The sequence below is a fragment of the Candidatus Regiella insecticola LSR1 genome (genome assembly GCF_000143625.1).
GTDB classification, from domain to species: Bacteria; Pseudomonadota; Gammaproteobacteria; order Enterobacterales; family Enterobacteriaceae; genus Regiella; species Regiella insecticola.
Map to the genome: position 1 here is coordinate 307,418 of NZ_GL379589.1, position 17,702 is coordinate 325,119.

The window sequence follows — 17,702 nt, forward strand, 5'->3', positions numbered from 1 at the left end:
TAAATATTGATCTTATTGATGACAAAAAATACAAAGTGGAATCCCCCCCTGGGGGCATGGGGGGATTTATATCCGATAGCGGAGCCTGACATGCTGATGACCATTTATAACCGCCTGCACGACATGGAGCAGCGTGGTGAATTGTCGGTAATTGTCAATGTAGTTGTCGCCCAGGATGTAAAATCCTAGGCTGCTTTTTTGGCGTCTGGTTTCACCTTTTTTTCTCTGGATTTTTGTGGATTTAAATGGACTTCTTTCACATACGGCCACTGACGGATTTGACCTGCCCAGCGTGTAGGGTTTGCAGCGCGTGCCTTTTCATACACTGTGTTACGCTGAGCTAATAGGGCTTTATCAAGGCCTGCATGTCTTTGTGCAGGTGTGACAAATTCAATGGCACTGTGGCGATGCTCTTGATTATACCAGTGCACCACGTGTTCGGACCCATGCGCGGGCGTCTTGAAAGTGGATTCGGAGGCGAAATAGAGCCCTTCATCAGCCAACATCGGCACAATTTGACTCGGGGGTAAATGAGCAAATTTGGCCGAAGAGGTTATTTCCAGTAGCTTAGCCCGCTCACAGGGTGAGAGTTTGTGGGGCGGCGGCGCTGTTCGGCGCGTTCGGCCATCCACTTGCTCGATAGCTTTCTGCCAGCGCTGTAGGGTTCGCGTGCTTAGCCCAATCAGGAGACAAGCCTGTTGTTGCCGCGCTCCGGCCTGCGTTGATTCAGTAATCCACATCATAATAGACTGGCGCTGTTCGGGAATAATCATTTTTCCTCTTACTGCGTTGTGTTCGCTTCGGGTCACAAAAATCCGCGCGCCATTGCTTCAGGTGATGAACAAAAATACCCTGCCCCCTGCACCAAGAGGCGAGTTCACTTTCTGCTAAACAACTTCTTAGCTTCCTCGGCGGCACGTTAAGTTCATCCGCAATGGCTTTCATTGTACGCCCATTCCGATGATAAACCTTACACAGCGCCTGCTCTTTAAACTCTTCCGAATACGTCGGTTTTTCCATGATTATATCGCCTCTTTATTAGTTCCCATTAACGAAAATTAGAGGCGACAACTAGACTGACACTGGGGGTTACTTAACCCAGGCAAACAAAATCATCGTTACACAGGCAGTACAATTTCTGAAACACCAATTCACCGACCTGGAAAATGTTGAACACTTGTTGGTAGCTAGCGCTGATCCCTCGGCAACGCTCATTGCGGCTCAACTGCTCAATGAAATTAATCAGCAGGTAGACGGCGATCAAATTAATCCAGAATTGTGGTCAACGCTAGAAAAAGTGCCACGTCGCTGGCAACACGTGACGCGGCTTAGTCAGCACCTGAGTAACGGTATGCAGGGGTACGGTTACCTACGTGGGCTGCGTGATCTTAAGCACTACAGTGATCTACTCAACAATAATAGCCTTCCCCAACAACAAAAAAGTGATCTGGAATTTGAAAAACAGCTGGCTATTGCTTCTTTTTCCTCCAATATCGCGATTGATACGATCCAATATAGCCTGGATAAATTGGGGAATTATCTGGTTAAGGTGGTGGTTCCCGGCTCGCGTATTGGACAAATAGGTGTCTTGGCTGGCTTGAAGTTGGCCAAATTTGGTGGTCCGCTATTAGGAGGGTTATCCAGTGGTTTTGATATTTACCATGCTTATCGGTCATTCAGTGCATTAGGCTCGACCCCTCATCGTAAAGCACGGCAGGACTCATCGTGAGTGGCTCACTGGCAATGGCGGGCGCAGCGATCAGTATCGGTACGGCCATCGCCTTCGCCTTGGGTGGCACCGCTGCCACTGTGGCGGGGCCGATGGGGCTGATCCTGGGGGGAGGATTACTGTTAAGTGGGGGAATTTATTCTGTTGTCCGAGAGATAGAAGATATCCAGCAATACGTTTATTTAACGTCAATGGAGACACTGATTAATGGTTGGCGCATTTTTACCGGACAAGGGATAAGTCCTGAAATAGAAAATCAGGCGGCAGCCAATAAGGTAGTGGTAGCGGCTCGCCAAGAATATGATCGCTTACATGCAGAGCACACTCAGAAAATACTGATGTCGAATAGTCAGATTGATATCCTTTATACCAGCCGTGGTGAGATTGAGCTGCAAGAGCACTATTACAGGAAAATAGTGGTAAAGGACCGTGCAGGCAAAGAGCACCTGGTACGAGATTATATTACCCCTAATGAAAATGTGCAGACTATGCTACCCCTAGAGATGGCTGAATTCCGCAAAAGATGGCTGTTACCGATAGAATTCCAAGCGCCCTCAGTCGTTCCCAGTGAGTACGCCTACTATACCGCTAAGCTACTTACTAATACTGATGATAGCGTTATTGCCCACGATAATTTTTCTTGGCAGGTGATCCCCACCTATTTTACTGGCCAATGTCAACCGGTAGGCCAGTTTGTCGATCAACAAAAAAAATCGATCAGTGTTGATTTGACATTACACCCGAAGGCGCATCACCGGGTGATGGGAGACTTTAACGGTGATGGCTGGCAGGATATCGGCTATTTTTTACACTCATCCCTTTACCTATTACTGGCCAACAAAAAAGGGGGATATTACGATAGCCAGCAGATTAATTATGCTTCAGAAGGCGATCCGATACTTTCACACCATCAAGTGGGTGATATTAATAGTGATGGTCTGGACGATATCGTGCTGATCAGTGATCAGCATATTGATATTTTGTTCGCGCAAGCCAATGGCGATTTTATTCGGCAGCCTGTTAAGGTAAAAGATCAAGGCCAGCTGAAAGCGCCCGCTTTATCATGTGCGCCGCCCCTGTTGGCGGATATTAATGGTGATGGCTACGTTGATTGGGTGTCATTTATTCACGGAGATATTAACGTCAATTATGGCAGTCCTGCGGGGGAATTTAACTCAGGGATTTCGGTATCGTTATCGCGATTACATCAGTACTCTGCATCTGAATATCTCTATCACCTGGCCGGGGATCTCAATGGAGATGGCTGCGACGATATCGTCTCAATGACCAAGGCCGGGCGTTTACATACCTTACTGGGCAATCACGAAAATTGGTTCGATGGCGAGCCTTTTAAAAAGGGATCTCAGCTATCCTATACCGCATTGACTGCACTATTGACTGACTTTAATCCAGCACAGCTCCAGCTTAATGACATTGATAATGATGGTTGTGCCGATCTGGTTGTGATCCAAGATGATGGTAGTTACGCCCTCTCTTACGGAGGGTCGGATAACAAACTGGGTTCCGTCGTGGATGATACTAGGAAGCTAGAAAAGGGTAAGGTCATGAATTACCGATCTAATCGGTTAGCGGTACGTGGCAAACACTGTATTCTCGGTATTATTCCGGGTTTGGATGGTAAGCCAGCCTTATTATCACTCAATCAAGACGGCGAAGTGAATGCCCATACTGTTGGTACCACCCCAGTATCAGAAACTATCGCAGATTTTAGGCTGGGCGGTGGCAATGATGTGGTCATCGGTCATCAGAATCAAAAAAACAGCTTTGAAATAGGAGAAGGAAGTAAGACATTTACTGGCGGGTGGTATGCCGATCGCTTTTTGTTGATGGGGCATTCTGCGCCGAGTAGGCCGAGTATCCTTGATGGAGGAGATAGCCTGTCTTTATTAAAAGACAATGACGATAATGATACCATCATTGCTGCCGTTAAGCCGCGGGTCGGGGGCGGATATATCATTGATCTTGATACGGGTATCGTCAGCTATACACTTGATGAAAAAAAAACCATTGCAATATTACGTCATATTGAACATGCACAAGGGCACAGTGAAACCAATGACATACTGCAAGGTAATGATGAGAAAAATTTGCTAAACGGTGTTGGTGGCAAAGATAGTCTGTACGGTGAAGGTGGTAATGACATTCTGATATTACAGGCAGGGATTGCTCACGGAGGAGAAGGGACAGATAGCTATCGTATTTTGCAAAATGATCTTGCTGATAATGTCATGGTGACCCTGTATGAGGCACCCAATAGACAAGAAGTCAGTAATATTTTGTTGGATCACACCGCTGAGCAAATCATCTCCATCTCGCAAAAAGAAGGGTTTATCCTGATCACACTGCGCAACGATAATGGTACTCGCACCATATTAGGACTATCCGATATGTACCGCTCCCTCACTGATATGGCATTCACCGATAACCCATTAACCGACACACAAGCCATACTGCAACATAATTATCTTTTATATACCCGTGAGTGACGGGCTGATGATAACGGGCTGGCCAAAATACTTGGCGTTAGATCCAGACGGTAGCGAACAATTAAACTCCACGCTAACAGCGTAGTATAAACCTGAATGGGATCGAGATTGGCAAAAACTGATCCAAGGATCACGGCCAGAAGAGGTACAGATTTCTCTGACTAATCAGAGTAGACGAGGGAAAGTCAATATTACTATTGAAGGGCATGAGGTGAGGACTACGGTGTTACCGCCCTTCATACGGCTGATGATGGCAGAAACCCCGTTTAGTGATCGATTAGAAGGCGATAATGAAAATAACCAATTATTAAGTACGCAAGGCAATGACATTCTGATAGGGAAGGCCGGTGCCGATCACTATGTGATAGCGCCCAGCGATAAAGGCCGCTATATCACTATTAACAATCATGATGACAGCACTTCATTGGAGCAGTTAGCTCAAAGACACATTGGTATTACCGCTGTTAATTAAGGATATCCGCCTAAGTAAAAAGAAGAATGATATTGTACTCAGCCATCGTGACGCTCCGGCATTACACCCCATTGTGCGTATTGTTAATTTTATGCAGGATGTGCGTTATCGTCATATAGCGTTACAGGACGGAAACGACACCAGGTTACCGTTAGTGCTGGACAAGGCGGGTAATCCGTCATTGGGGCAAGTAAAGGTCACATCCGATGATGACATTATTACGCTGTATCACGAAAGTATGCTAAGCAACGAACTAATAGATAATCAGTTAAATTTATTGCAAGGCGATGACATTTTTATCGATCTGACTCGCAACACCGGGGGTTATGCCTTGAGCGGCGGTAAGGGAAACGATACGCTGGTGGGCAGCACTGGAGATGATACCTATCTGTATGCGAGAGGCGATGGCCATGACAGCATTAGCGAGAGAGAGGGGTGTGATAGCCTCAAATTCACTTTTTCTGATATCAGCAAAGAAACATTATGGTTGGAAAAGCAAGAAGATGATCTGATAGTACTGATCAATGGGGCAAATTCAGGGGATACGTTAACGATAAAGCACTATTACTCTGAGCCTGAATCAAAGATCGAAACGATAGTCGCCTCAGGATTTCAATTAGCAGGCAATAACATTGAGACAATGGTTGAAGCCATGTCTACTTTTTCTGCGGCAAATAACTATTATCCCGAGGTGGCTTTCTCATTATTATTGAGCCATGTCAATCTGCAAACACAAATCGATACGCTGTGGGTAGCTGTGCCAAATTAGACTATTACCATGCAAATTAATTCCCGCCATATTCCTAGGTTGCTGTCGATGGGAGTAATTAACAGCAAGTAATAATAATTATTATCGTTAATAATTCTATTTTTAAAATATTATTTTAAATTTAAAACATAAAATACAAATAGTTATCATTTTTTTTCGGTTTGATAAAAGTGAATTAAGATATTTCTATTCTGACATACTAAATTTAATGAATGCTATCCCATTCAATGGACTGCTTACATAATCCACTGCGTGGCGCGAATGCGTAGGTTACGTGGTGCTCAGCATCGTCATGTACTGTTGTGTATACATGCGTGCTCTGGTTTCGCACTTGCTGTAATTTTTGCAAGCAGTCTAATAAAATAATCAGGAGTTAGTATGTTGCAAGATAAAATAAAAGAGTTACTTACGGAGCAATTAAATTTAGAATTTTCCTCGGCTAATCTTTATTTGCAAATGAGTGCTTGGTGCTGTCGCCAAGGATTTGATGGTGCCGCTAGCTTTCTGAAGGCACATTTTCAAGAAGAAATACAACATATGCAGCGTTTAGTTGATTACCTGAATGATCACGATGTTTCATTTACGATTAAAGATATTACTGTAGCGCCCGTTGAATCTAAATCTTTAGCTGAGATCTTCGAACAAGCCTATCAGCATGAATGTTGCAACACGAAAAAAATTAATGAGCTGGTGTGGATTGCTATGGATTTAAAAGATGCTTCTACTTTTCATTTTCTACAATGGTATGTTGCTGAACAGCGTGAAGAAGAAAAATTATTTAAATCTATTCGCGACAAACTTAAATTGATAGGTGAGAGCAACCTTGATCTATTGCAGGTAGATCAAAATCCAAAGACTTATGTAAAACCTTCTTGAGTTAGCATGGATTGAAACAGCGCAGTTTTTTGTACAAAACAAGGCAGTAAATGAGCATTTTGAGCGCGTTTTTGGCGAAGTATCCGCGAGCACAAAAGATTTTGAATAGGCTCTTAGGAATGAGATGTGAGTCAATGCAGAAACTCCCTTTCCACGCAAAAGATAAAAGATAAATTTATCCGGTGTGATGTAAAACCACGGCCTTCATGGCGGGGAGGATGTCAACCAAACGAAAATAGAGATAGAATGGACGGTCATCTTCAACCCTTTTCCTGAATTCGCGGCATAGTGCTTGTGCTGACGTAAACGAAGGGATATCTATAGTCATCCCTTTGAATCATTGAGGAATGTGTCAGTATGCATTTTCGTGCTATAGCCCGTATTGTTGGATTTTTGGTTATCTTATTCTCGGTAACTATGTTTATTCCTGGTTTGGTGGCATTGATCTACCACGATGGAGCGGGACGTGCCTTCGGCGAAACTTTTTTCGTGGCCTTAATTATTGGACTATTGCTTTGGTTACCGAACAAAACGCAGAAGCACGAGTTGAAATCTCGCGAGGGTTTTTTGATTGTGATTCTTTTTTGGACGGTATTAGGAAGCGTTGGAGCCTTGCCTTTTATATTTTCTGAGCGGCCGAATCTTTCGGTCAGTGATGCCTTTTTCGAATCTTTTTCTGCACTGACAACGACCGGTGCGACAACGTTGGCAGGCTTAGACTCCTTACCTAAAGCCATTTTATTTTATCGACAAATGCTGCAATGGTTAGGTGGAATGGGAATCATTGTATTAGCCGTCGCTATTTTGCCAATTCTTGGCGTGGGAGGCATGCAATTATATCGAGCAGAAATGCCGGGCCCGTTGAAAGATAATAAAATGCGTCCAAGGATTGCAGAAACGGCTAAAACACTTTGGTTAATTTACCTATTATTGACCATCCTCTGTGCATTTACCCTCTGGTGTGCAGGGATGTCAGTGTTTGATGCCATATCCCACAGTTTTTCAACTATTGCCATTGGTGGTTTTTCTAACCATGATGCAAGCATTGGTTATTTTGCTAGTCCTGCTATCAATACCATCATTGCAATATTCTTACTGATTTCCGCTTGTAATTTTAGTCTACATTTTGCGGCGTTGAGTGGTTTAAATTTAAAGGCTTATTGGCGTGATTTAGAGTTTCGGGTTTTTATTTTCATACAACTGATATTGGTGACTATTTGTACCGCAGTGCTGTGGCAGTACAATGTATATCCATCCCACTCAGATACATTGAATCATGCCTTTTTTCAAGTTGTGTCGATGGCCACTACGGCAGGTTTCACGACGGATACTTTCGCTAAATGGCCATCATTTTTGCCAATGCTATTGCTCTCTTCTGCCTTTATTGGTGGTTGTGCGGGTTCAACCGGTGGTGGTTTGAAAGTCATTCGTATCATCTTACTATACCTACAGGGAACGAGAGAATTAAAACGGTTAGTTCATCCAAACGCGGTTTACACCATAAAATTGGGGCGTCGTGCGCTACCAGAAGGGATCCTCGAAGCAGTCTGGGGTTTTTTCTCCGCGTATGCATTAGTCTTTATCATTAGTGTATTAGCTATTATTGCAACGGGAGTGGATGAGTTTTCGGCGTTTTCCGCTGTTACTGCAAGCCTAAACAATTTAGGGCCGGGACTAGGCGTTGTAGCGGATAATTTTATTTCTATGAACGATACTGCAAAGTGGATTTTAGTGATCACCATGTTATTCGGTCGTTTGGAAATATTTACTCTACTGGTTTTATTTACGCCGACATTTTGGCGTGAATAATCCCTTCAATAAAGGCTCATCAGAATGAAAGTCTTAATACTCTACGCTAGCCGAGACAGACAAACACAAAAAATTGCCACCTATATTGCTAATCAACTACCGAAGATGGCTATTTGTGAGGTGCAAGCGTTATCTTCGTCGACTGAAATCGATTTAGCGCAATATCAACAAATTATGATTGGTGCGTCGGTTCATTATGGGCACTTTAGCTCTGTACTGAACACATTTATCAAGCGCCACATAGCGCAGCTCGATCAGCTGCCTGGCGCATTCTTTGCTGTTAACTTGACAGCGCGCAAATTGGAGAAACGTTCACCACAAACAAATACGTATGTGTCTAAATTTTTGTCTCGCACCCCTTGGCAGCCAAAATTATGTGCCGTATTTGCTGGAGCATTACGTTATCCACAGTACAGCTGGTTTGATCGCGTTATAATACAATTTATTATGCGTATCACTGGAGGTGAGACACAGACCGATAAGGAGGTGGAATACACAGATTGGCAGCAAGTGAGTCATTTTGCTCAAGATTTTTTATATTTATCGTCTAAAAAATAGGCGAATAAGGTTCAATTGATGGAATAAAGACCATCTAATTTTTTTTCTTAAATTAAAGGTTGCGGGCGTTAATAAAGGGGCTATAATGCGACCCCACAGAAGAAGGGGAGCTTAGTAAAAGAAGGCCTTGACTCTGTGAGAAGAAAGGGTAGAATGCGCCCTCTCGTTGTAAGGCTAGACGAGAATCTCTTTAACAATTTATCAGACAATCTGTGTGGGCACTGGCGAGTGCGCTGTTGTGCTGCTCTGTAATATTGAGTGCAGTAAAAGCAGTATAAAAGCTGACAGCGGATTGGAACTTGTTTTTTTTATGGAAACATAATAGAAAGCAGGGTCTGTGAAGTTGTTAAAAAAGTAATAAATTGAAGAGTTTGATCATGGCTCAGATTGAACGCTGGCGGCAGGCCTAACACATGCAAGTCGAGCGGCAGCGGGGAGTAGCTTGCTACTCTGCCGGCGAGCGGCGGACGGGTGAGTAAAGTCTGGGGATCTGGCTTATGGAGGGGGGTAACCATTGGAAACGGTGGCTAATACCGCATGATGTCGCAAGACCAAAGTGGGGGACTTTAGGGCCTCACGCCATAAGATGAACCCAGATGAGATTAGCTAGTAGGTGCGGTAATGGCGTACCTAGGCGACGATCTCTAGCTGGTCTGAGAGGATGACCAGCCACACTGGAACTGAGAAACGGTCCAGACTCCTACGGGAGGCAGCAGTGGGGAATATTGCACAATGGGCGGAAGCCTGATGCAGCCATGCCGCGTGTGTGAAGAAGGCCTTAGGGTTGTAAAGCACTTTCAGCGGGGAGGAAGGCGGTAAGAGTAATATGCTTATCGATTGACGTTACCCGCAAAAGAAGCACCGGCTAACTCCGTGCCAGCAGCCGCGGTAATACGGAGGGTGCGAGCGTTAATCGGAATAACTGGGCGTAAAGGGCATGTAGGCGGTAAGTTAAGTCAGATGTGAAATCCCCGAGCTTAACTTGGGAACGGCATTTGAGACTGGCGGGCTAGAGTTTTGTAGAGGGGGGTAGAATTCCAGGTGTAGCGGTGAAATGCGTAGAGATCTGGAGGAATACCGGTGGCGAAGGCGGCCCCCTGGACAAGGACTGACGCTGAGGTGCGAAAGCGTGGGTAGCAAACAGGATTAGATACCCTGGTAGTCCACGCTGTAAACGATGTCGATTTGGAGGTTGTGGCCTAGTGTTATGGCGTCCGAAGCTAACGCGATAAATCGACCGCCTGGGGAGTACGGCCGCAAGGTTAAAACTCAAATGAATTGACGGGGGCCCGCACAAGCGGTGGAGCATGTGGTTTAATTCGATGCAACGCGAAGAACCTTACCTACTCTTGACATCCACGGAATTGAGCAGAGATGCTTAAGTGCCTTCGGGAGCCGTGAGACAGGTGCTGCATGGCTGTCGTCAGCTCGTGTTGTGAAATGTTGGGTTAAGTCCCGCAACGAGCGCAACCCTTGTCCTTTGTTGCCAGCGCGTGATGGCGGGAACTCAAAGGAGACTGCCGGTGATAAACCGGAGGAAGGTGGGGATGACGTCAAGTCATCATGGCCCTTACGAGTAGGGCTACACACGTGCTACAATGGCGCATACAAAGAGCGGCGAGCGTGCGAACGTAAGCGAACCTCATAAAGTGCGTCGTAGTCCGGATTGGAGTCTGCAACTCGACTCCATGAAGTCGGAATCGCTAGTAATCGTGGATCAGAATGCTACGGTGAATACGTTCCCGGGCCTTGTACACACCGCCCGTCACACCATGGGAGTGGGCGGCAAAAGAAGTAGGTAGCTTAACCTTCGGGGGGGCGCTTACCACTTTGTGGTTCATGACTGGGGTGAAGTCGTAACAAGGTAACCGTAGGGGAACCTGCGGTTGGATCACCTCCTTACCAAAAGATGGCGGCTACGCCGAGTGCTCACACAGATTGTCTGATGAAAGTAGCGAGTGGTTTTTATGGAGAGAGCGTTCTTCATAGGAACGATGTAGCCATGTCCCCTTCGTCTAGAGGCCTAGGACACCGCCCTTTCACGGCGGTAACAGGGGTTCGAACCCCCTAGGGGACGCCAATTTGCAAAGGCAAGGGTCTCTGCATATTGAACATGCTGTTTAACAATCTGGAACAAGCGAGTAATGAGTAACCTGATGGAGTTGAAAGACACTTTCGGGTTGTGAAGTTAAGTAATGAAGCGTACAGGGCGGATGCCTAGGCAGTCAGAGGCGAAGAAGGGCGTGCAAATCTGCGAAAAGCGACGGTGAGCTGATAGGAAGCGTGATTAGCCGTTGATACCCGAATGGGGAAACCCAGTGCAAGCAGTTGCACTATCGTTAGATGAATAAACTAGTTTAACGAGGCGAACCGGGAGAAGTGAAACATCTAAGTACCCCGAGGAAAAGAAATCAACCGAGATTTCCCGAGTAGCGGCGAGCGAAAGGGAAGCAGCCCAGAGTGTGCATCGTTATTGTTATCAGAGGAAAGGTCTGGAAAGGCCTGCGAAAGAGGGTGATAGCCCCGTACTCGAAGATAGCAGTAGTGTGAGCTCGAAGAGTAGGACGGGACACGACAAATCCTGTTTGAAGAAGGGGGGCCCATCCTCCAAGGCTAAATACTCCTGACTGACCGATAGTTAACCAGTACCGTGAGGGAAAGGCGAAAAGAACCCCGGTTAGGGGAGTGAAATAGACCCTGAAACCCTGTACGTACAAGCAGTGGGAGCCTGCTTCATGCGCGAGTGTGAAGAGGGGGTGACTGCGTACCTTTTGTATAATGGGTCAGCGACTTATATTCTGTAGCGAGGTTAACCGAGTAGGGGAGCCGTAGGGAAACCGAGTCTTAACTGGGCGATTAGTTGCAGGGTATAGACCCGAAACCCGGTGATCTAGCCATGCGCAGGCTGAAGGTTGGGTAAAACTAACTGGAGGGCCGAACCGACTCCTGTTGAAAAAGTAGCGGATGACGTGTGGCTGGGGGTGAAAGGCCAATCAAACCGGGAGATAGCTGGTTCTCCCCGAAAGCTATTTAGGTAGCGCCTCGTGGGTTAATCTTTGGGGGTAGAGCACTGTTTCGGCTAGGGGGCCATCCCGGCTTACCACCCCGATGCAAACTGCGAATACCGAAGAATGAGACCACGGGAGACACACGGCGGGTGCTAACGTCCGTCGTGGAAAGGGAAACAACCCAGACCGCCAGCTAAGGTCCCGAAGTGAGGGTTAAGTGGGAAACGAAGTGGGAAGGCGAAAACAGCCAGGATGTTGGCTTAGAAGCAGCCATCATTTAAAGAAAGCGTAATAGCTCACTGGTCGAGTCGGCCTGCGCGGAAGATGTAACGGGGCTAAACCCTCCACCGAAGCTGCGGCAGTAGCGTTGGAGACGACGTTATTGGGTAGGGGAGCGTTCTGTAAGCCGTAGAAGGTGAGCTGAGAGGCGAGCTGGAGGTATCAGAAGTGCGAATGCTGACATAAGTAACGATAAAGCGGGTGAAAAGCCCGCTCGCCGAAAGACCAAGGGTTCCTGTCCCACGTTAATCGAGGCAGGGTGAGTCGACCCCTAAGGCGAGGCTGAAAAGCGTAGTCGATGGGAAACGGGTTAATATTCCCGTACTGTTTGTGACTGCGAAGGGGGGACGGAGAAGGCTAGACTATCCGGGTGACGGTAATCCCGGTTCAAGCGTGTAGGTAGGGAGAGTAGGCAAATCCGCTTTTCCATAAACACTGAGGCGTGATGACGAGGCACTTAGGTGCAGAAGTAGTTGATGCCCGGCTTCCAGGAAAAGCCTCTAAGCTTAGGTTACAAACAATCGTACCCGAAACCGACACAGGTGGTCAGGTAGAGCATACTAAGGCGCTTGAGAGAACTCGGGTGAAGGAACTAGGCAAAATGGTGCCGTAACTTCGGGAGAAGGCACGCTGGCATTAGGTGAGGGGACTTGCTCCCTGTAGCTGAAGTCAGTCGCAGAGACCAGCTGGCTGCAACTGTTTATTAAAAACACAGCACTGTGCAAACACGTAAGTGGAGGTATACGGTGTGACGCCTGCCCGGTGCCGGAAGGTTAATTGATGGGGTAAGTAGCAATACGAAGCTCTTGATCGAAGCCCCGGTAAACGGCGGCCGTAACTATAACGGTCCTAAGGTAGCGAAATTCCTTGTCGGGTAAGTTCCGACCTGCACGAATGGCGTAATGATGGCCAGGCTGTCTCCACCCGAGACTCAGTGAAATTGAAATGGCTGTGAAGATGCAGTGTACCCGCGGCAAGACGGAAAGACCCCGTGAACCTTTACTATAGCTTGACACTGGGAGTTGAAACTGACTGTGTAGGATAGGTGGGAGACGTAGAAGCGATGACGCCAGTTGTTGTGGAGTCGCCGTTGAAATACCACCCTGTGAGTTTTGGTTTTCTAACTCAGCGCCGTAATCCGGTGCGAGGACAGTGTCTGGTGGGTAGTTTGACTGGGGCGGTCTCCTCCTAAAGCGTAACGGAGGAGCACGAAGGTTAGCTAATCACGGTCGGACATCGTGAGGTTAGTGCAAAGGCATAAGCTAGCTTGACTGCGAGAGTGACGGCTCGAGCAGGTACGAAAGTAGGTCTTAGTGATCCGGTGGTTCTGAATGGAAGGGCCATCGCTCAACGGATAAAAGGTACTCCGGGGATAACAGGCTGATACCGCCCAAGAGTTCATATCGACGGCGGTGTTTGGCACCTCGATGTCGGCTCATCACATCCTGGGGCTGAAGTAGGTCCCAAGGGTATGGCTGTTCGCCATTTAAAGTGGTACGCGAGCTGGGTTTAGAACGTCGTGAGACAGTTCGGTCCCTATCTGCCGTGGGCGTAGGAAGATTGAGGGGGGCTGCTCCTAGTACGAGAGGACCGGAGTGGACGCATCACTGGTGTTTGGGTTGTCATGCCAATGGCATTGCCCGGTAGCTACATGCGGAAGAGATAACCGCTGAAAGCATCTAAGCGGGAAACTTGCCCCGAGATGAGTCTTCCCTTGAGGGACGTTTAAGACTAAGACGTTGATAGGCTGGGTGTGTAAGTGTGGTGACACATTGAGCTGACCAGTACTAATGGACCCGATAGGCTTAACTTCACAACACCGAAAGTGTTTTGGTTTACGCGCTTGTTAACAGATTAGCTGTGTACGCAGCATACAGAATTTGCCTGGCGGCTATAGCGCGGTGGCACCACCTGACCCCATTCCGAACTCAGCAGTGAAACACCGTTGCGCCTATGGTAGTGTGGGGTCTCCCCATGCGAGAGTCGGTCACCGCCAGGCTACCAATACCACAAGCCTCTTGCTCAATGCGAGAGGCCTTTTTCTCAAAAATCAAAAAATCGGTGGTGCGGTAGTTCAGCTGGTTAGAATACCGGCCTGTCACGCCGGGGGTCGCGGGTTCGAACCCCGTCCGCACCGCCACCCTAACTAGGGGCGTAGTTCAATTGGTAGAGCACCGGTCTCCAAAACCGGGTGTTGGGAGTTCGAGCCTCTCCGCCCCTGCCAAATAAAAATCCCCTGCATAAGCAGGGGATTTTTTGTGGTTGGCGTTCGTAAAATGTGAGTACATTGAAATTTTTATAACCGACAGAGCCGGCATTCAAGGACTAGGCTATGTCGCTCCCACCGTATTGACTAACAATTTCAGCCAGTAATAGAGAAATATTTGAAAACAGGTATGGCCGAAATTGATAGCACACTTCAGCTTATAATAGTTAACACCTTCGATTTGCTACTAGAGATGACGACATGGGAAATAGTGAAGAATGGGATAATCAGGCTGAACATACTCGGCAGATTATTGAGGAATTGATTAATGATGGTAGTGATTTGCGTGCATTATATATGATTGAACATCATTTTTCTGCTCATGAGGCGGATGTGCTGAAAATTGCCGCTGCGAGTGCGTTTCAGTTGGGGTATGAAGTCACTGATACTGAAGAGTTAAAACTTGAAGACGGTTCAGTTATCTTATGTTTTGATGCTATTAGAGAAACTACCCTTGATGCTGAATTGATCGATGTCCAGGTAGTGCAATTAGTCAATATGGCTAATAAGTGTAATGTTAGTTACGATGGATGGGGTACATATTATCAAGATCCTAATGGTGAAATTGATGATGGAAATGATGAAATTGAATGGCTTGGCGATGACTATGATGGTAAACGTCATTAAAAATTAATTATAATTTAATCAGGAAATACTGACTAAATTATAATTACTATAGGGTAATAGGAAACTAATTTTGATTCAATCGTCTATTTAATTCCTCTGGTACGCTATAACCCGGTAGTATCGTACCATTTTCCAGTAGGATTGAAGGGGTACCTTGTACACCGAGTTCAATGCCTAAATTATAGTGTTTAGCTAGATCTATTTCGCAGGACGCCGGAGAAATAGTTTCACCTTTCATGGCATTATCCAAAGATTTTTTCCGATCAGCAGTACACCAAATCGATTCCATATCCTTTGCTGCTCCCATTTTTTCTCTTTTCTTTGCTTCTTCCTTCCAATTTCGTGGAAATGCTAAATACTGAACAGTAATTCCTAAATCGTTATATTCTTTCATTTTATTGTGCAATTTGTGGCAAAAACCACAGCTAATATCAGTAAATATGGTAACCACATGTTTCTCTTTTGGTGCCTTGTATATGATCATTTCATTTGCTAAGTTTTTTAGCTTGGCGTCAATAGATTCATTATTGATATTAGCGTAGGAAAATTTAGCGAATAAAAATATCAAAATCGGCAGTAGTAGTAAAATTTTTTTCATGGTCTTGTCCTATATTTTAATTATTTCGGTTATTAATTTAATTAACTTTATTATGCGCGAGGATGGTGTCGTTGATGTAGCTGTTTAAGCCTTTCAGTTGCTACATGAGTATAGATTTGTGTGGTTGATAAATTACTGTGGCCTAATAACATTTGTACTACACGTAAATCAGCTCCATGATTTAATAAATGTGTGGCAAATGCATGACGTAAAACATGAGGTGATAGTCGTTCACTGTCAATGTTAGCAAGGATCGCATAATGTTTAATACGATACCAGAAAGTTTGACGGGTCATTTTTTGGCATCGATTACTAGGAAAGAAAGCATCTAATGCTTGGCCATTAACCAACCAAGGACGGCCGTGCTCTATATATTGCTCAATCCAGTATAAGGCTTCTTCCCCTAAGGGCACTAATCGTTCCTTGTTACCTTTGCCAATGACGCGCAATACCCCTTGACGCAGACTGATATCACTGATTATTAATCCAACCAACTCAGAAACACGCAAACCGGTGGCATAGAGCACTTCTAGCATGGTTTTATCACGTAATTGTAGTGGAATATCTACATTGGGGGCATTTAACAATGCTTCAACTTGTTTTTCACTTAAATCTTTAGGCAAACGTTGTGGTAATTTAGGTGAAGAAAGTAATGCAGTGGGATCATTGATCCGTAGTTTTTCACGATATAAATATTGAAAAAAACGCTTTATGGCGCTGAGTAAGCGTGCTGAGCTAGTCGCTTTATAGTGACTATCAATTCGTTCGGCAAAAAAGCGTTGTAGATCGAGCACCTGTGCACACAACAAATGGTTACCATATAGGAGAGTATTTAAGCATTCTCACTGGTTGATAATTTTAGCCGGTTAGCAAAATTCAACATACGGTTTAAAGGGACTAGTGCCTGCTGACGTAATGTATCATCTATACAAATCTCATGCATTAATCCCCCTTGTTCTAATCCTTCGGCAATGGCTTTAAAACCATTCATCGCCATCCATGGGCAATGAGCACAAACTTTACATGTGGCACCTTCACCGGCAGTTGGTGCTACATATAATTCTTTATCTGGACATGCCTGCTGCATTTTGTAAAAAATACCTCGATCAGTGGCGACGACCAATTTTTTTTGCGGGAGGGTTTTAGCCGCTTGAATCAGTTGGCTGGTTGAACCAACCGCGTCTGCCATTTCTATCACTGCCTCAGGTGATTCAGGATGAACCAATATAGCTGCATCTGGATGGAGTGTTTTCATCTGTATGAGCCCTTGGATTTTAAATTCGTCATGCACGATACAAGAAGCTTGCCAACACAACATGTCGGCTCCGCTTTTTTTCTGTATATAACGCCCCAAATGTCGATCAGGAGCCCAGATTATTTTTTCGCCACGACTATCTAAATATTCAATCAATTCTAGCGCTATACTTGAAGTAACGACCCAATCTGCTCTAGCTTTTACTGCCGCGGAGGTATTGGCATAAACCACGACGGTACGATCAGGGTGATTATTACAAAAAGCGGAAAATTCGTCAGCAGGACAACCCAAATCCAGAGAGCACTCAGCATTGAGTGTTTGCATAAAAACACGTTTTTCTGGATTGAGGATTTTGGCGGTTTCCCCCATAAAACGCACCCCGGCAACCAGTAGAGTAGAGGCTGGGTGATAATTGCCAAAGCGTGCCATCTCTAAAGAGTCGGCAACACAACCCCCAGTTTCCTCTACCAATGCTTGTATTTCTGGATCGGTATAATAGTGGGCAACGAGCACTGCGTTTTGCTTTTTAACAATTTTTAATTTTTGCACAATAGAAAGCCTTCTCATCTTCCGAGAGTGGAGCCGGTTTCGCCGGGAAGGGATAGATAGCTTTATCTGTATCAAAAATATGATTCATGACCTATGTTCTCTCTGACCAAGATTAGAGCCTATACCCTTCGCCTTTGAAGCTGCCGCGTTGTTGGCTGTGGGGATTCGCCTAGCGGCAACTTAAAGGTGTGGGTATATAAGGCTCTTAGATTAGTAATGATGATGATCGATACCCAGTACTTTTGCTTCAGATACGCTGCCTTCGATTATCGCTTTTGTTGAGCCATCGTAATATATCCTGCCATCAACAATCAATAACGTACGTTCAGCAATATGCGCCGCATCGTTGATATTATGTGACACCATCAGCAGTGTCAGTTGACGGTCAGTGCAGAGCTGC

General features: G+C 45.7%; 12 protein-coding genes, 3 tRNA genes, 3 rRNA genes and 3 pseudogenes. 15 read left to right on the plus strand and 6 right to left on the minus strand.

Features of this window, described 5'->3' with window-relative positions:
• The first annotated feature begins 18 nt into the window (after nucleotides 1-18).
• Complete coding sequence (locus REG_RS13000; protein ID WP_176603390.1) at nucleotides 19-189, plus strand: hypothetical protein; 171 nt, start codon at nucleotides 19-21, stop codon at nucleotides 187-189.
• On the opposite strand, the gene REG_RS01935 is transcribed toward REG_RS13000, so the two are convergent.
• Together REG_RS01935 and REG_RS11790 are read right to left on the minus strand one after the other, a co-directional pair.
• Nucleotides 186-773, minus strand: coding sequence for a helix-turn-helix domain-containing protein (locus REG_RS01935; protein ID WP_141553592.1), 588 nt, complete (start codon nucleotides 771-773; stop codon nucleotides 186-188). The genes REG_RS13000 and REG_RS01935 overlap by 4 nt on opposite strands.
• Nucleotides 727-1,020 carry a hypothetical protein gene (locus REG_RS11790; protein WP_006704759.1) on the minus strand — a complete coding sequence of 98 codons (294 nt, stop codon included), beginning with the start codon at nucleotides 1,018-1,020 and terminating at the stop codon, nucleotides 727-729. The genes REG_RS01935 and REG_RS11790 overlap by 47 nt, the downstream gene beginning before the upstream one ends.
• A 160-nt stretch (nucleotides 1,021-1,180) precedes the next feature.
• Here REG_RS11790 and REG_RS01940 point away from each other — a divergent pair, with 160 nt between their 5' ends.
• The 14 genes from REG_RS01940 (at nucleotide 1,181) to rraB (ending at nucleotide 14,900) form a co-directional block, all read left to right on the plus strand.
• Nucleotides 1,181-1,729 (plus strand): hypothetical protein, encoded by a 549-nt coding sequence (locus tag REG_RS01940; RefSeq protein ID WP_141553593.1) that lies wholly within the window; start codon nucleotides 1,181-1,183, stop codon nucleotides 1,727-1,729.
• A complete protein-coding gene (locus REG_RS01945; RefSeq protein ID WP_039906920.1) occupies nucleotides 1,726-4,236 on the plus strand; it encodes an FG-GAP-like repeat-containing protein in 2,511 nt (836 codons plus the stop codon). The genes REG_RS01940 and REG_RS01945 overlap by 4 nt, the downstream gene beginning before the upstream one ends.
• Nucleotides 4,237-4,459: 223 nt before the next feature.
• Nucleotides 4,460-4,708, plus strand: a complete 249-nt coding sequence (locus REG_RS01950) for a hypothetical protein (RefSeq protein WP_141553594.1) — start codon at nucleotides 4,460-4,462, stop codon at nucleotides 4,706-4,708.
• Nucleotides 4,686-5,477: a calcium-binding protein gene (locus REG_RS01955; RefSeq protein WP_039906923.1), complete on the plus strand. Its 792-nt coding sequence runs from the start codon at nucleotides 4,686-4,688 to the stop codon at nucleotides 5,475-5,477. Before REG_RS01950 ends, REG_RS01955 begins: the two co-directional genes overlap by 23 nt.
• A gap of 378 nt (nucleotides 5,478-5,855) precedes the next feature.
• Nucleotides 5,856-6,353, plus strand: a complete 498-nt coding sequence (locus REG_RS01960) for a ferritin (protein ID WP_006704254.1) — start codon at nucleotides 5,856-5,858, stop codon at nucleotides 6,351-6,353.
• Nucleotides 6,354-6,710: 357 nt separating this feature from the next.
• Nucleotides 6,711-8,162 (plus strand): Trk system potassium transporter TrkH, encoded by a 1,452-nt coding sequence (gene trkH, locus REG_RS01965; RefSeq protein WP_006704255.1) that lies wholly within the window; start codon nucleotides 6,711-6,713, stop codon nucleotides 8,160-8,162.
• A gap of 24 nt (nucleotides 8,163-8,186) precedes the next feature.
• A complete protein-coding gene (gene hemG / locus REG_RS01970) occupies nucleotides 8,187-8,720 on the plus strand; it encodes a menaquinone-dependent protoporphyrinogen IX dehydrogenase (RefSeq protein WP_006704256.1) in 534 nt (177 codons plus the stop codon).
• Between the two features lie 359 nt (nucleotides 8,721-9,079).
• A 16S ribosomal RNA gene (locus tag REG_RS01975) occupies nucleotides 9,080-10,622 on the plus strand.
• A gap of 102 nt (nucleotides 10,623-10,724) precedes the next feature.
• A tRNA-Glu gene (locus REG_RS01980) sits at nucleotides 10,725-10,800 on the plus strand.
• Between the two features lie 106 nt (nucleotides 10,801-10,906).
• Nucleotides 10,907-13,820, plus strand: a 23S ribosomal RNA gene (locus tag REG_RS01985).
• Between the two features lie 70 nt (nucleotides 13,821-13,890).
• Nucleotides 13,891-14,006: ribosomal RNA gene (rrf, locus tag REG_RS01990) — 5S ribosomal RNA — on the plus strand.
• The 16S, 23S and 5S rRNA genes sit together here with 3 tRNA genes alongside, the layout of an rRNA operon.
• Nucleotides 14,007-14,070: 64 nt before the next feature.
• Nucleotides 14,071-14,147: transfer RNA gene (locus REG_RS01995), tRNA-Asp, on the plus strand.
• A gap of 8 nt (nucleotides 14,148-14,155) precedes the next feature.
• A tRNA-Trp gene (locus REG_RS02000) sits at nucleotides 14,156-14,231 on the plus strand.
• Between the two features lie 243 nt (nucleotides 14,232-14,474).
• Nucleotides 14,475-14,900, plus strand: coding sequence for a ribonuclease E inhibitor RraB (gene rraB / locus REG_RS02005; protein ID WP_006704257.1), 426 nt, complete (start codon nucleotides 14,475-14,477; stop codon nucleotides 14,898-14,900).
• Nucleotides 14,901-14,964: 64 nt separating this feature from the next.
• On the opposite strand, the gene dsbC is transcribed toward rraB, so the two are convergent.
• From dsbC to thiQ, 4 genes and pseudogenes are all read right to left on the minus strand, one after another.
• Entirely contained in the window at nucleotides 14,965-15,498 is a 534-nt protein-coding gene (gene dsbC, locus REG_RS02010; RefSeq protein WP_006704258.1) for a bifunctional protein-disulfide isomerase/oxidoreductase DsbC, read from the minus strand.
• Nucleotides 15,499-15,548: 50 nt separating this feature from the next.
• Nucleotides 15,549-16,307 (minus strand): annotated as a pseudogene (gene xerD, locus REG_RS02015) (site-specific tyrosine recombinase XerD); the annotation flags it as partial.
• Nucleotides 16,308-16,330: 23 nt separating this feature from the next.
• A pseudogene (gene nadA / locus REG_RS02020) lies at nucleotides 16,331-17,390 on the minus strand (quinolinate synthase NadA).
• A gap of 122 nt (nucleotides 17,391-17,512) precedes the next feature.
• Nucleotides 17,513-17,702, minus strand: a pseudogene (gene thiQ, locus REG_RS13995) (thiamine ABC transporter ATP-binding protein); the annotation flags it as partial.